We start from the raw sequence: 14,595 nt of genomic DNA on the forward strand, positions 1-14,595 counted from the left end.
GTCGGGGCACGGTGCGCCGGGGGTCAGGGGCACGCCAGGTCCTCCAGCACGTCGGTCAGCGCCCGCACCCCGGCGACGCAGTCGTCCTCCTCGGCCGACTCGGCGGGCGAGTGCGAGACGCCGGTGGGGTTGCGTACGAAGAGCATGGCGGTGGGGATCTCGGCGGAGAGGATGCCCGCGTCGTGCCCCGCGCCGGTGGGCAGCACGGGCGCGCCGCCGAGCCGGGCCGCGATGCGGTCGCGCAGCCCGTGGGCGAACTCCACCACGGGCGTGGCGGACTCCCGGGTGACGTCCACCCGCACGCCGTCGCGCGCGCCGCGCTCGGCGGCCGAGCGTTCGATCTCGGCGACGACGGCGGCCAGGGTCTCCTCGTCCGGGGCGCGGGAGTCGAGCCAGCCGCGCACCAGGGAGGCGATGGCGTTGACGCCGTTCGGTTCGACGGCGACCTTGCCGAAGGTGGCCAGCGCCCCGGCCAGCCGGGCCTTCTTCCGGGCGGCCAGGACGGTGTTGGCGTAGGTGAGCATCGGGTCGCGGCGGTCCTCCAGACGGGTGGTCCCGGCGTGGTTGGCCTCGCCGTGGAAGTCGAACCGCCAGCGGCCGTGCGGCCAGATCGCGGAGGCGACGCCCACCGCGTGCCCGCCGGCGGGAGTGCCGGCGGGCGCGTCCCGCACGGCGAGGTCGCGGCCCTGCTCGATGTGGAGCTCGACGAACGCGCCGATGCGGGCGAGCCGTTCGGGGTCGGGCCCGATCGCGTCGGGGTCGTGCCCGGCGCGCTCCATGGCCCGCGGCAGCGAGACGCCGTCTTCGTCGCGCAGCTCCCGGGCCTGCTCGGCGGTGAGCTGTCCGGCGGCCAGCCGGGAGCCGACGCAGGCGAGGCCGAAGCGGGCGCCCTCCTCGTCGGCGAAGTTGACCACGGCCAGCGGCCGGGCCGGGCGCACCCCCCTGCCGTGCAGCTCGTCGAGGGCGGCGAAGGCCGACACCACGCCCAGCGGCCCGTCGAAGGCGCCGCCGTCGGGCACGGAGTCCAGGTGCGAGCCGGTCACCACGGCGTCCCCGGCGGCCCCGGCGTCCCCGCCGGAGCCGTCCAGCCAGGCCCACTGGTTGCCGTTGCGGTCCGTCTCGTACGCCAGCCCGCGCGCCTCGGCCTGCTCGCGGAACCACGCCCGGCACTCGGCGTCCGCCCCGGTCCAGGCGTGGCGCCGGTAGCCGCCGGTGGCCGCCGACCGTCCGATGGGCAGCAGTTCCCGCCACATCCGGTGGAAGGAGGCGCCCGGCCTCACGAGGCGCTCCCGGATCCGCCGCCGTCCGCGGCGCCGTCCGTGCCGTCCTCGCGCATCGGGACACGCACCCCGCGCTCGGCGGCGACCTCCTCGGCGCGCTCGTACCCGGCGTCCACATGGCGGATGACGCCCGTGCCCGGGTCGTTGGTGAGCACCCGCCGGATCTTCTCCCCGGCCAGCGGCGTGCCGTCGGCGACGGTGACCTGCCCGGCGTGGATCGAGCGGCCCATCCCGACACCGCCACCGTGGTGGATGGAGACCCAGGAGGCCCCGGAGGCCACGTTGACCATGGCGTTGAGCAGCGGCCAGTCGGCGATGGCGTCGGAGCCGTCGAGCATGGCCTCGGTCTCGCGGTACGGCGAGGCCACCGAGCCGCAGTCCAGGTGGTCGCGGCCGATGGCCAGCGGGGCGGAGATCTCGCCGGAGGCCACCATGTCGTTGAAGCGCTCCCCGGCCCGGTCGCGCTCCCCGTAGCCGAGCCAGCAGATGCGGGCGGGCAGGCCCTGGAAGTGCACCCGCTCCCCGGCCATCCGGATCCAGCGGGCCAGGGACTCGTTCTCGGGGAAGAGGTCGAGCACGGCGCGGTCGGTGGCCGCGATGTCCTTCGGGTCGCCCGAGAGCGCGGCCCAGCGGAAGGGCCCCCTGCCCTCGCAGAACAGCGGCCGGATGTAGGCGGGCACGAAACCGGGGAAGGCGAACGCCCTCTCGTACCCGGTCAGTTGTGCCTCGCCGCGGATGGAGTTGCCGTAGTCGAAGACCTCGGCGCCGGCGTCCTGGAAGCCGACCATCGCCTCCACGTGGCGGGCCATCGACTCCCGCGCCCGCACGGTGAAGTCGGCGGGCTTCTCGGCCGCGTAGGAGGCCATGTCCGCGAAGTCGACGCCCAGCGGCAGGTAGGCCAGCGGATCGTGGGCGGAGGTCTGGTCGGTGACGATGTCGACCGGCGCGCCCATGGCCAGCAGGCGCGGCACGGCTTCGGCGGCGTTGCCCAGCACGCCGATGGACAGCGGGCGCCGGGCGTCGCGGGCCTCGGTGGCGAGCCGCAGGGCGTGGTCGAGGGAGTCGGCGCGCACGTCGAGGTAGCGGTGTTCGATGCGGCGCTCGATGGCGCGCGGGTCGCAGTCGACGCAGATGACCACGCCGCCGTTCATGGTGACCGCCAGCGGCTGGGCGCCGCCCATGCCGCCGAGTCCGGCGGTGAGGGTGATCGTCCCGGCCAGCGAGCCGCCGAAGCGCTTGGCGGCGACGGCGGCGAAGGTCTCGTAGGTGCCCTGGAGGATGCCCTGGGTGCCGATGTAGATCCAGGAGCCGGCCGTCATCTGGCCGTACATGGTCAGCCCGAGCGCCTCCAGACGGCGGAACTCCTCCCAGTTGGCCCAGTCGCCCACCAGGTTGGAGTTGGCGATCAGCACGCGCGGCGCCCACTCGTGGGTGGTCAGCACGCCGACCGGGCGGCCGGACTGGACGAGCATCGTCTCGTCCGGTCCCAGGGTGGTGAGGGTGCGGACCATGGCGTCGAAGGAGCGCCAGTCGCGGGCGGCCTTGCCGGTACCGCCGTAGACGACGAGCTTGTCGGGGTGCTCGGCGACCTCGGGATCGAGGTTGTTCCGCAGCATCCGCAGGGCGGCCTCCTGCTGCCAGCCCCGGGCGGTCAGCCCGGAGCCGCGCGGGGCCCGTACGGTTCGCGGCCCCGAGGGCCCTGAGAGGTCTGCCATGGTCCCCTGCCTCCGGATCTGAATTGGTTACTACATCAACTCTATTCATTGAATAGAACTAGTCAACGGGTGGTGTCGTCCGTCTGCTCCGGCCGTGTTTGTCTTGTGTGCATGGCTTACACGCACCACGCCGCCGTCCGGCCGGGGTCCCCCGCGGCCCCGGACTCCGCCGAGGCCACCGCCACCTCCGGGGCCTGCGGGAGCCCACGGGCCGCCGCGACCGCCGCCCGCCGCGACGCCGCCGTGCGGGCCGCCGTCGCCCGCGGGCTGCTCTCGGACGAGCACCCGGTCGCGGCCCTGCTGGACGTGGCGTCCGTACGGGAGACGGCCGCCGCCCTGCACGCCGCCTTCGAGGAGGTGACGGCCCCCGGTCAGCCCGTGCTGCACTCCTTCGCGGTCAAGGCGTCCTCCCTGGTCCCCGTGCTGCGGCTGCTCGCCGACTGCGGGCTGGGCTGCGAGGTCGCCAGCCCCGGCGAGCTGGCCCTGGCCCGGGCCGCCGGGGTCGGGCCGGAGAGCATCGTCCTGGACTCGCCCGCCAAGACCGCCGGCGAGCTGCGCGAGGCCCTGGAGCTGGGCATCGCGCTCAACGCGGACAACCGCCAGGAGCTGGAGCGCCTGGACGCCCTGATGGCCCCCGGCGCCCTGCCCTCCCGCCCCGGGGGCCGGTCCGCCTCGCCGGTCGGCCTGCGCGTCAACCCGCAGCTGGGCGGCGGCAGCATCGGCGCGATGAGCACCGCGACGGCCACCTCGAAGTTCGGCTTCGCCCTCCAGGACGAGGGGGCGCGCGAGTTCGTCGTACGCGCCTGCGTGGAGCGCCCCTGGATCACCCGGCTGCACTGCCACGTCGGCTCCCAGGGCATGCCGCTGGAGAAGATGGCCGCGGGCGTGGCCGCCACCTACGAGCTGGCCGAGGAGATCAACCGGGCCGCCGGGGGGCGGCGGATCGACACCCTCGACATCGGCGGCGGCCTCCCGGTCAACTTCGGCTCCGAGGAGGTCTCCCCCACCTTCGCCGAGTACGCCCGGCTGCTGCGCGACACCGTCCCCGGTCTGTTCGACGGGCGCTACGGGCTGGTCACCGAGTTCGGACGGTCGGTGCTGGCCAAGTGCGGGCTGGTGCTGGCCCGGGTGGAGTACGCCAAGAGCTCCGGGGGCCGCCCGATAGCGGTCACCCACGCGGGCGCCCAGGTCGCCGTGCGGACGGTCTTCGCACCCGAGGCCTGGCCGCTGCGCGTCGCCGCCTACGACGGGCTGGGCCGGCCCAAGCGGAGCGCGCCCGTGGTGCAGGACATCGCCGGGCCCTGCTGCTTCGCCGGCGACCTCGTGGCGCGCGGCCGGGAACTGCCGGAGCTGGCCTCCGGCGATCTGGTGGCGCTGCTGGACACGGGGGCGTACTACTTCTCCACCCCGTTCGACTACAACAGCCTGCCCAGGCCGGGCGTGTACGGCTTCACCCTCGGGGACGCCGCGTCCGCCCCGGCGGACGGGGCGGACGGCGGCAGCGGCGGGGGCAGGGGCGATGGCGGTACCGACATCGACGCCGTGCGCTTCGCGACCGTGCGCCCGCCCCAGACCCTGGAGGACCTCGTCGCCGCGTCCGGCGGCGCTCAGCGCGACGCGCTCACCGCGCCGCGGCCGTGACCCGCGCCCGGGGGCGGCGCTCCCGGGCCGCGCCCGGCACCGGGGACCGGCGGCGGGCGCCACCCGGCGCGGCGTCCCCGGCCAGCGGGCCGGTGGTCATCCAACCGCGCACGTCCTTGCGGGACGGGCTGCGCCCGTCCGCCCACTCCGGGCGCACCCACAGCAGCTTCTCGTTGCGCCGCTCCCAGCGGCCCAGCCACACCGCCTTGGCCCACAGGCCCGCTCCGGCCCCGGCCAGCAGCAGGCCGCCGGCGGCCGGAGCGGCCAGGGACGAGGCCGCGGCGGCCAGGAAGGCGGCGGCCAGCCACCAGCGGCGCCTGCGCAGCCAGGCGCGCACGGTCACCGCCCGGTCGTGGAGCACCACCCACTTGCCCGCCGCGGTCGACGCCTTGATCAGCCCGGTGCAGCGGCGGCGGCGTGCCAGGAAGGCCGCGGCGGCCGCCACGAGGAAGAGCGCGGCCCCGCCCAGGATTCCGACGCGCCGCCCGGTCAGCCCCGGCACCGCCAGGCCGACGCCCGCGGCCGCGAGGCCGGTCCACCACAGCGCGGTGCCCGCAGTCCGCGTGTACACCGCGACCCTCGCCAGCGCGTACGCTCCCCGTCCCACGGCAGCCCTCCTCGTTCCTTCCGGTGACGTTCTCCGTTCGGCTGTCCGCCGCCACCGCGTCACCGCGTGACGGCTCGCTCGGTGCGAAAGCGTACTGAGGGATGATGAGATTCGCCTGAGAGAACGGCGGACCCCGCCCGGCTCCGGCGCGATCCCCCGGGTCCTGGCCGGGCCCCGGCCGGCCCGGTCATTCGGCGAACAGGCCCCGCCGGGCGGCACGTGCGTCGAACTCCTCCAGCCGGGCCTGCGCGTCGGGCAGTTCGTCGCACATCGCCTCCAGCAGCACCCGTCCCAGCATCATGGGCGAGCAGGCGGTGTCGAAGGACAGCGTGGTCCCGACGGCGGCGGGCAGCAGCAGGTCGCCGGGGCGGGCGACGGGCGCGAAGACGCTGTCGGCGACGGTGACGATCCGCAGCCCGGCCTCCCGGGCGTGCTCCAGGGCCGCCACCGTCTCGCGCGGATGGCGGGGCAGCGCGAAGCACAGCAGCGCGCTCGCCCCGGCCCGCACCGCGGCGTCGAGGCGGTCGTCCAGCATCGAGCCGCCCTCGTCCAGCAGCCGTACGTCCGGATGCACCTTGGCGGCGAAGTACGCGAAGCCGCGGGCCTGCGCGGCGGCGGCCCGCAGCCCCAGGACGGGCAGCGGCCGGGAGGCGGCCAGCAGCCGCCCGGCCTCGGCGACGGGGGCGGGGTCGGCCAGCAGGGCCGCGAGCTGTCGCAGGTGCTCGATCTCGGCGTGCACGGCCTGCTGGTACGCGTTGCCCGCCGTGCCGCCGTCCGCTCCCCGCGCTCCGGCGCCGGAAGCACCGTCCGCCGAGGGCGCCGGCAGGGCCTCGCGCAGATGCCTGCGCAGCGCCGGATAGCCGTCGAAGCCCAGTGCCACGGCGAAGCGGGTCACCGACGGCTGGCTGACGCCGGCCAGCTCCGCCAGCTCCACGCTGGACAGGAACGGGGCGTCCTCCGCGCGCCGCACCATGCAGTGGGCGATCCGCCGCTGGGTGGGGGTGAGCCGGTGCCCCTCGAACATCCTCAGCAGTCGCGCGCCCGAACCGCTCACCGTGCCCACCTGCCCCTCCGCCCCCTCTTCAGGACCCTCCTGCTCCGCATAAGCCTATTCAGTGCCGGCCCGGTCCACAGGGGCCGGGCCGCGGTGGAGCGGTGGACTCATGGGGCGGGCGGGGCCGGCCGGCAGGGCGGGCACGCGGGAAGCCGCGCTGGAAGTCGCGCGGGGACCGCCGCACCCCGGTGCGGACACCAGGGGCGGGACGACGGCGGTCCCCGCGAGGACGCGCGGCCGGGCCTGGCCCGCGTCCCGGGCGCCGGGAGGAGTCCGGGAGCCGCTCCGGAAGTCCTCCGCGCCGTTGGACACCACGGTGCCCGACGGGTGTTAACCGCGTTTTTCCGGGCCGTGACGGCCCGGTACCTACTCCGCCCCGCCGCTTGCGGCCCCGGCGCCCCGGGCGAGGAAGGCCAGCAGGTCCTGGCGGCTGACCACTCCGGTCGGCTTGCCCTCCACCAGCACGATCGCCGCGTCGGCCCCCTCCAGCACCGCCATCAGGTCGGCGACCGGCTCGCCCGAGCCGACCTGCGGCAGCGGCGCGCTCATATGCGCCTCCAGCGGCTCCTCCAGCTTGGCGCGCCCGGTGAACAGCGCGTCCAGCAGGTCGCGTTCGACGATCGAGCCGACGACCTCGGCCGCCATCACGTCCGGGTGCCCGGCACCGGGCTTGACCACGGGCATCTGCGATACGCCGTACTCGCGCAGCACCTCGACGGCCTCGCCGACGGTCTCCTCGGGGTGCATGTGGACCAGCGAGGGCAGCCCGCCGTCCTTGCGGCGCAGCACGTCGCCGACGCGGGCCTGGGTGGGCTCGCCCTCCTCCAGGAAGCCGTAGTCCGCCATCCACTCGTCGTTGAAGATCTTCGAGAGGTAGCCGCGCCCGCCGTCCGGCAGCAGGACGACGACCGTGTCGTCCTCCCCGAGCCCCTCGGCCACGCGCAGCGCCGCGACCACGGCCATGCCGCAGGAGCCGCCGACCAGCAGGCCCTCCTCGCGGGCCAGCCGCCGCGTCATCCGGAAGGAGTCCTTGTCGGAGACGGCGACGATCTCGTCCGTCACCTCGCGGTCGTAGGCGCTGGGCCAGAAGTCCTCGCCGACGCCCTCCACCAGGTAGGGGCGCCCCGAGCCGCCGGAGTACACCGAGCCCTCCGGGTCGGCGCCGACGATCCGCACCTTCCCGCCGGAGACCTCCTTGAGGTAGCGGCCGGTGCCGCTGATGGTGCCGCCGGTGCCGATGCCGGCCACGAAGTGGGTGATCCTCCCGTCCGTCTGCTCCCACAGCTCGGGGCCGGTGGTCTCGTAGTGGGAGCGCGGGTTGTTCGGATTGCTGTACTGGTCCGGCTTCCAGGCACCCGGCGTCTCGCGCACCAGCCGGTCGGAGACGTTGTAGTAGGAGTCGGGGTGCTCGGGGTCGACCGCGGTGGGGCAGACCACGACCTCGGCGCCGTACGCGCGCAGTGTGTTGATCTTGTCCGTGGACACCTTGTCCGGGCAGACGAAGACGCAGCGGTAGCCCTTCTGCTGGGCCACGATCGCCAGCCCCACCCCGGTGTTGCCGGAGGTGGGCTCGACGATGACGCCGCCCGGCTTCAGCTCGCCGGAGCGTTCGGCGGCCTCGATCATCCGGACCGCGATCCGGTCCTTCACCGAACCGCCCGGGTTGAAGTACTCGACCTTGGCCAGAACGGTGGCCCGGATCCCCGCCGCCACACTGTTCAGCTTGACCAGCGGGGTGTTGCCGACAAGCTCGATCATCGAATCGTGATACTGCACCTGGTTCTCCGCATTCGGGGGCAGTCGCCGTCGCCTGCCCGTACAGCCAGCCTAGGGGGACGCCGGAGCGGTGTTGACGCGCGTTGCGCAGCGCACTGCACTGGGCATGACACTCATAGTGACGTGCGGGCACCGCACGGACCGCGCGCCGGGCGCACAGGGCGCGCGTACGGGGTGCGAGAAGGCTGCGGGGGCGCGGCGGAACGGAGGGCCCGATGGTGAGGGCTGTGCCCGGACCGGTGTCCGGGGCGAGAGTGGCGCGCAGGATCGCGACCGCCGCGGCGTACGGCGGAGGAGGAGCCGGACTGCTCGGCGGGGCGGCCGTCGGCCTGCTGATGGCCCAGGCACGGCTGGCGCGGCGCCGGGTGGGCGGCTCGGACGACGTGCCGCCGCCGGCGGACGGGGTGTACGGCACGGCCGTCGCCTCCGCCGGGCCGGGCGCGCAGGCCACACCGCTGCGGCTGGCGGTGCTCGGGGACTCCACCGCCGCCGGCCAGGGCGTCCACCGGCCGAGGCAGACCCCGGGCGCGCTGCTGGCGGCGGGACTGGCCGCGGTGGCCGAGCGGCCGGTGCGGCTGCGCAACGTGGCGGTGTCGGGGGCCTGCTCGGACGACCTGGACCGCCAGGTGTCCCGGCTGCTGGGGAACGGCGGCATCGACGGCGACGGCGCCCCCGACGTGTGCGTCGTCATGATCGGCGCGAACGACGTCACCCACCGCGTACCGCCCGCCGTCTCGGTGCGGCTGCTGGGGAACGCGGTGGCGCGGCTGCGGGCGGCCGGGTGCGAGGTCGTGGTGGGCACCTGCCCGGATCTGGGCACGGTCGAGCCGGTCGCCCAGCCGCTGCGCTGGCTGGCCCGCCGGATGAGCCGCCGGCTCGCGGCGGCCCAGACGGTCGCGGTGGTGGAGCGGGGCGGATGGACGGTCTCGCTGGGCGATCTGCTCGGCCCGGAGTTCGAGGCGAACCCGCGGGAGCTGTTCGGCCCCGACAACTACCACCCCTCGGCGGAGGGCTACGCGACCGCGGCCATGGCCTTCCTGCCCACGCTCTGCGCCGCGCTGGGCCTGTGGCCCGAGGGGCCGGAGGAGGACGGGTGCCCCGGCGGCCACGGCGCCGCACGCCGCGAGGAGGCCCTCCCCGTCGCGGCCGCCGCGGTGGCCGCGGCCGGTGAGGGCGGCACCGAGGTCTCGGGGACGCACGGCCCCCTGGCGCTGCTGAGGCGCCGCCTCCGCAGGCGGCTGCCGGCGGCCGGGGTGATCGCGGTGGCCGAGCGTCCCGGGGCGCCCGAGCCGGCGGGCGCCGGGTGACCGTGCGCCGGCACCGCTTCACGGCGGGCTCGCACGCAGGCCCGCCGCGGCCCGGGAGGGCCCGGAGCGGTCCGGCGAACGGGGGGAACTGAGCAAGCGCTTAGAAAAGAGGCCCGGATCACACGTGGCGAGTCGTGACCGCCGCCTTACGGAACGGTAGTTTCCAAGCATCCACAGCCCTCCGCCCTCGTTCCCTGGAGCCGTGATGCCCGAAGCCGTGATCGTCTCAGCAGCCCGTTCGCCGATCGGACGCGCCTTCAAGGGCTCGCTCAAAGACGTCCGCCCGGACGACCTGACCGCCGGCATCGTCAAGGCCGCGCTGGACAAGGTGCCGCAGCTGGACCCGACCGAGATCGACGACCTGATGCTGGGCTGCGGCCTGCCCGGCGGTGAGCAGGGCCACAACCTCGGCCGGGTCGTCGCCGTCCAGATGGGGATGGACCACCTGCCGGGCTGCACCATCACCCGCTACTGCTCGTCCTCGCTGCAGACCACCCGCATGGCCATGCACGCCATCAAGGCGGGCGAGGGGGACGTGTTCGTCTCGGCCGGCGTCGAGACGGTCTCCCGCTCGGTCAACGGCACCTCCGACGGCATGCCCGGCACCCACAACCCGGTCTTCGCCGACGCCGAGGCTCGCACCGCCGCCCGTGCCGAGTCCGGTGGCGAGGGCTGGCACGACCCGCGCGAGGACGGCGAACTGCCGGACGTCTACATCGCCATGGGCCAGACCGCCGAGAACCTCGCCCGCCTCAAGGGCGTCACCCGGCAGGACATGGACGAGTTCGGCGTGCGGTCCCAGAACCTCGCCGAGAAGGCCATCGCCTCCGGCTTCTGGGAGCGCGAGATCACCCCGGTCACCCTGCCCGACGGCACGGTCGTCTCCAAGGACGACGGCCCGCGCGCGGGCGTGACCCTGGAGGGCGTGCAGGGCCTCAAGCCCGTCTTCCGCCCCGACGGCCTGGTCACCGCGGGCAACTGCTGCCCGCTGAACGACGGCGCCGCCGCGCTGGTGATCATGTCCGACACCAAGGCGCGCGAGCTGGGCATCACCCCGCTGGCCCGGATCGTCTCCACCGGCGTCTCCGGTCTGTCCCCCGAGATCATGGGCCTGGGCCCGGTCGAGGCGTCGAGGCGGGCGCTGAAGCTGGCCGGCATGACCATCGACGACATCGACCTGGTGGAGATCAACGAGGCGTTCGCCGCACAGGTGATCCCCTCCTACCGGGACCTGGGCATCGACGAGGACAGGCTCAACGTCAACGGCGGCGCCATCGCCGTCGGCCACCCCTTCGGCATGACCGGCGCCCGCATCACCACCACGCTGATCAACTCCCTCCAGTGGCACGACAAGCAGTTCGGCCTGGAGACGATGTGCGTCGGCGGCGGCCAGGGCATGGCCATGGTCATCGAGCGCCTCAGCTGAACCGGCCCCGCGGACCGCGTGTCCCGCGTCACACCGGACCGGCGCACGATGTGATCTGACTCACCGTCGGCGCGCCGTCGATGCACCGGTGAGACCGAAGAGCCCCCAGGATGTGACCTATGTCCTGGGGGCTCGCCGTCTTCCCTGCTCACAGGGGTCGCGTTGGTCCGCACGGGGGCCCGCGCACGCCCTTTTGGCGGTGCCCGGCACATCGCTCGACAGGAGATTCCCCTCCGGCTGCGATAGGAATTCAGGGATCGGAGTTCCAACCGGGAGTACGTCAGTGAGCGCCATATCCCTCATCCTGCTGCTGGCCGCCGCCGTCGCCGCGGCTCTGGGCGGCGCCGCCCTGCACACCGCCCTGGGCCTGCGCCGCCGGCTCGCCGAGCTGCGGGCGCGGCTCGCCGCGGCCGAGGCGCGCGCGGACCTGGCGCACGCCTTCGTCCCCCCGGCGCGCACCTCCCCGAACGCCGAGGAGATCCGGTCCGCCGTCGCCGACGCCCTCGCGGAGGAGCGCGAGCGCGAACTCGCCGAGGCCCGCGCCTTCTGGGCCGCCCAGGAGGCGCGCGACGACCGTGCCGAGAGCCTCCTGCCCGATGGGCGCGGCGCGGAGTACGAGGGCGCCGGCCTCGACCCGGCACTGCTGGACGCGCTGCTGGAGCGCGCCCTGGGCGGCGGTACGCACGAGGGCGAGGCGTTCGTACCGCACCAGACGGACCGGGACGGGGCTCCTTCCGGGCCGGGCCTCCGGCGGCCCGCCGCACCCGGCTCCGAGGACTTCGAGGACTCCGGGGAGGCCGGGGCGCCCCGGGGCACGGCGGGGGCCGACTCCGCGGAACTGGCCGCGGCACGCCGTCGCCACCCCTCCCACCCCGGCTACGACCTGAACGGCGAGCCCGTCGTCCCCGGCCCCGCGACCGGGCCGGACGACTTCGAGGACTCCGACGCCGCCGACCGCGGCTCCGGCCACACCGCCGGCGCCGACGGCACCGCCGACACCGCCGACACCGCCGACCACGAGTCCACCCGCCTGCGGCTGGCCGAACTGGCCGAGCGCCGCACACCGCTGGCCGACGTACGGCCCGGCCCGCTGGGCACGCTGGACGTCTACGTCTTCGCCGACGGCACCACCGTCTGCATGACGCCCGGCCACCGCGAGACCGCCGAGCGGCTCGCCGCCGCGGTGCGCGAGGGCGCCGAGCCGGTGCTGCTGGGCGGATCGGGCGTCCTCGGCGCGTACGCCCTCACCTTCGCGTGCGGCCGGGAGAGCGTCTACGTCCTGGCCGACCGGGTCATCGCCTCGCTCTGAGCGCCGCTTCGAGCGCCGCGGACTCGGCGGCCTCCACCAGCGCCACGGCCTCGGCCAGCTCCCGGGGGCCGGAACCGGCCCGCTCCCCGGCCGTCCGCAGCGCCTCCGCCAGATCGTGCCCGGCCACCGCGAGTTGGTCCCCGACGGCGAAGGAACCCGCGTCGGGCAGGGGGCGCGTGGGGCGGCCGGGGAACTCCAGACGCTGGGCTCGGTCGGCCAACTCCCCGGCCAATGCGAGACCCTCGGCCGCGGCGCCCCGGGCCAGGGCGCTGTGCGGCATGGCCCGCAGCCGGTCGGCGAAGCGGTCCACGGCGGTCAGCAGGGGGGTCACGTCGAGCACGGCGCAACCCTATGCGCCCCGCGCACACCGCCGCCAACGGGGCGGAAGCACGGTGGCGCGCGGGAGGCGTACAGGAGGCGCACGGAACGCGTGGAGGGGCCCCGGGGCGCTGTGCCCCGGGGCCCCTCACAGGTCCCGTCCGGCCCGGCCGGGAGGCCGGGGCCGGGCAGCCGGATCAGTCGCTGCTCTGCAGGATGGCGATCAGCCGCAGGAACTCCAGGTAGATCCAGACCAGGGTCAGGGTCAGACCGAAGGCGGCCAGCCAGGACTCCTCACGGGGGGCACCGTAGGCGATGCCGTCCTCGACCTGCTTGAAGTCCAGGGCCAGGAAGGCGGCGCCGAGCACGATGCCGATGACGCCGAACAGGATGCCCAGGCCACCGCTGCGGAAGCCGAGGCCGTCACCGCCGCCGAAGACGGCGAACAGCAGGTTGATGCCCATCAGCAGGACGAAGCCGATGGCCGCGGCCATCACGAAGCGGTAGAAGCGCCGCGTGACGCGGATGATGCGGGCCTTGTACATGAACAGCACGGCGGCGAAGACCGCCATGGTGCCCAGCACCGCCTGCATCGCCGCACCGTTGGCGATGTAGCTGTCGACGTAGTTGCTGATGGCCCCGAGGAACAGGCCCTCGAAGGCGGCGTAGGCCAGGATCAGCGGGGGCGACGCCTTGCGCTTGAAGGACTGCACCAGACCCAGGACCAGGGCGATCAGCATCGCGCCCAGGGCCAGGCCGAGCGACAGGTCCGTGATCCACGCCACAGCCGCCATGGCGACGACCAGACCCACCGTCATCGCCGTACGGGCGACGACGTCGTCCATCGTCATCCGGCCGGCCTGCGGCGGGGCGGCCGGCGGGAAGCCCGGCTGGCCGGCCGTCTGGGGCTGCTGGGCGTAGGGGTTGGTGGGCTGGGCGCCGGTCGCGTACGGGTTGGCGGCGTACGGGTTCCCGGCCTGCGGCTGCTGCGTGGCGTTGAAACCGGCGTAGCCGTTGTCTCGGCTGAATCCCCGTCGCGAGAAGACCGGGTTACTGCTCCTCATCTCACTCCTCCATGGCCGCACCGCGCGGCCCTTCCTCAAGAGTAATGCTTTAGCAAAGACCGCACGGTAGTGCACTGGCAAGAACGACGGAAGGAGTCGTGATTGTTCCGGTACCCGGCGTCGTGCCGGTGATACCCCGCCAGGGGGCCGCCACGCACCCGTCCGGCGGAACCGGGCGGCAGGACGGGCCCGTGCGTTCCGGCCGCGTCCGGCGGGCGCGGCGGGTGCGGCCGCAGGCGCCGGGCTCCGGAGCGAGGGACGTGCGGACGGTGGGCCGGCGGCCCCCGGGCCTGCGCCCCGAACGCCGGAGTGCGCAGGTCGGCGGGTCCGCTCCCACGCCCCTGTGCGCCGGGGACCGGATCTTGGCACCCGCCCGCCGCGGGGGGAGATTGGACCACGCAAGGCAGTGCAGGCTCCCACCCCCTTTTCCTTCGGAGGAGTTCATGCTGTCCGTACGCACCCACATCGCCGCGGCCATCGCGGCCTGTCTTCTCGCCGGCACCGGTACCGCGGTGGCCGCACCGTCCCACAGCCCCGGCAGGACGGGGCAGGGTTCCGAGTCGACCATCGCCGTCAGCAGGTTCGACGGCGGCAGCTTCGAGTACCCGGCGGTCGGGGCGAACACGTTCCGGACCATCGGCAGCGGTCAGCCCGTCGGCCCGTGGAGGGTCACATCCGGAGCCGTGGACCTGATCGGCGCCGGGTTCTGGCAGGCCGCCGAGGGCGACCAGTCCGTCGACCTCAACGCCACCACCGCGGGAACCGTGGCCCAGACCTTCACCACCACCCCGGGCAGGACGTACACGGTGACGTACTCCCTCGCCGGCAACCCGGAGGGCAACCCCTCACTGCCGAGGACGGGCCGGGCCCTCGTCGACGGGCAGAACTTCCAGGACTTCTCCTTCGACGTCACCGGCAGGACACGGGCCGACATGGGCTACGTGACACGGCAGTTCACCTTCGTCGCCAACAACGACACCACGACCCTCGCGTTCGCCAGCACCGTCGGCGGCGCCTACGGGCCCGTCATCGACGACGTCAGGGTCCACTCCTGCTGCCCGGACTCCTGCTGCCGCTGACCCGCCGCCCCCGCACGAC

The 14,595-nt window shown here is 74.7% G+C and carries 12 protein-coding genes; 5 read left to right on the forward strand and 7 right to left on the reverse strand.

Annotated elements, in window-relative coordinates; translation table 11 throughout:
* Positions 1-23: 23 nt before the first annotated feature.
* Positions 24-1,253 (reverse strand): allantoate amidohydrolase, encoded by a 1,230-nt coding sequence (locus L7D48_RS01405; protein WP_237876497.1) that lies wholly within the window; start codon positions 1,251-1,253, stop codon positions 24-26.
* A gap of 23 nt (positions 1,254-1,276) precedes the next feature.
* On the reverse strand, positions 1,277-2,995 hold the full coding sequence (gene hutU / locus L7D48_RS01410; RefSeq protein ID WP_237876398.1) for a urocanate hydratase: 1,719 nt from the start codon (positions 2,993-2,995) through the stop codon (positions 1,277-1,279).
* A 111-nt stretch (positions 2,996-3,106) separates the two neighbouring features.
* On the opposite strand from hutU, the gene L7D48_RS01415 reads away from it, so the two are divergent.
* Positions 3,107-4,636 carry a diaminopimelate decarboxylase gene (locus L7D48_RS01415; protein WP_237876404.1) on the forward strand — a complete coding sequence of 510 codons (1,530 nt, stop codon included), beginning with the start codon at positions 3,107-3,109 and terminating at the stop codon, positions 4,634-4,636.
* Here the strand turns inward: L7D48_RS01415 and L7D48_RS01420 are convergent.
* The 3 genes from L7D48_RS01420 to L7D48_RS01430 all read right to left on the reverse strand — a co-directional run bounded on the left by L7D48_RS01420 (position 4,617) and on the right by L7D48_RS01430 (position 8,073).
* Positions 4,617-5,243 (reverse strand): hypothetical protein, encoded by a 627-nt coding sequence (locus L7D48_RS01420; protein WP_237876409.1) that lies wholly within the window; start codon positions 5,241-5,243, stop codon positions 4,617-4,619. The genes L7D48_RS01415 and L7D48_RS01420 overlap by 20 nt on opposite strands.
* A gap of 187 nt (positions 5,244-5,430) precedes the next feature.
* Entirely contained in the window at positions 5,431-6,267 is an 837-nt protein-coding gene (locus L7D48_RS01425; protein WP_237876502.1) for a MurR/RpiR family transcriptional regulator, read from the reverse strand.
* A 396-nt stretch (positions 6,268-6,663) separates the two neighbouring features.
* Entirely contained in the window at positions 6,664-8,073 is a 1,410-nt protein-coding gene (locus tag L7D48_RS01430; RefSeq protein WP_237876414.1) for a cystathionine beta-synthase, read from the reverse strand.
* 215 nt (positions 8,074-8,288) lie between these two features.
* Between L7D48_RS01430 and L7D48_RS01435 the strand changes: the two genes are divergently transcribed.
* The 3 genes from L7D48_RS01435 (at position 8,289) to L7D48_RS01445 (ending at position 12,115) form a co-directional block, all read left to right on the forward strand.
* Positions 8,289-9,380, forward strand: coding sequence for an SGNH/GDSL hydrolase family protein (locus tag L7D48_RS01435; protein ID WP_237876419.1), 1,092 nt, complete (start codon positions 8,289-8,291; stop codon positions 9,378-9,380).
* A 205-nt stretch (positions 9,381-9,585) separates the two neighbouring features.
* Positions 9,586-10,806 (forward strand): acetyl-CoA C-acetyltransferase, encoded by a 1,221-nt coding sequence (locus L7D48_RS01440; RefSeq protein WP_237876424.1) that lies wholly within the window; start codon positions 9,586-9,588, stop codon positions 10,804-10,806.
* Positions 10,807-11,089: 283 nt separating this feature from the next.
* On the forward strand, positions 11,090-12,115 hold the full coding sequence (locus L7D48_RS01445; protein ID WP_237876427.1) for a hypothetical protein: 1,026 nt from the start codon (positions 11,090-11,092) through the stop codon (positions 12,113-12,115).
* Here the strand turns inward: L7D48_RS01445 and L7D48_RS01450 are convergent.
* Positions 12,099-12,455 (reverse strand): hypothetical protein, encoded by a 357-nt coding sequence (locus L7D48_RS01450; protein ID WP_237876432.1) that lies wholly within the window; start codon positions 12,453-12,455, stop codon positions 12,099-12,101. The genes L7D48_RS01445 and L7D48_RS01450 overlap by 17 nt on opposite strands.
* A 175-nt stretch (positions 12,456-12,630) precedes the next feature.
* Entirely contained in the window at positions 12,631-13,497 is an 867-nt protein-coding gene (locus L7D48_RS01455; protein WP_101258642.1) for a Bax inhibitor-1/YccA family protein, read from the reverse strand.
* A gap of 443 nt (positions 13,498-13,940) precedes the next feature.
* Here L7D48_RS01455 and L7D48_RS01460 point away from each other — a divergent pair, with 443 nt between their 5' ends.
* On the forward strand, positions 13,941-14,576 hold the full coding sequence (locus L7D48_RS01460; RefSeq protein WP_237876437.1) for a choice-of-anchor C family protein: 636 nt from the start codon (positions 13,941-13,943) through the stop codon (positions 14,574-14,576).
* Positions 14,577-14,595 lie beyond the last annotated feature (19 nt).

Source organism: Streptomyces sp. ICN903, assembly GCF_022015835.1.
GTDB lineage: Bacteria > Actinomycetota > Actinomycetes > Streptomycetales > Streptomycetaceae > Streptomyces > Streptomyces fenghuangensis.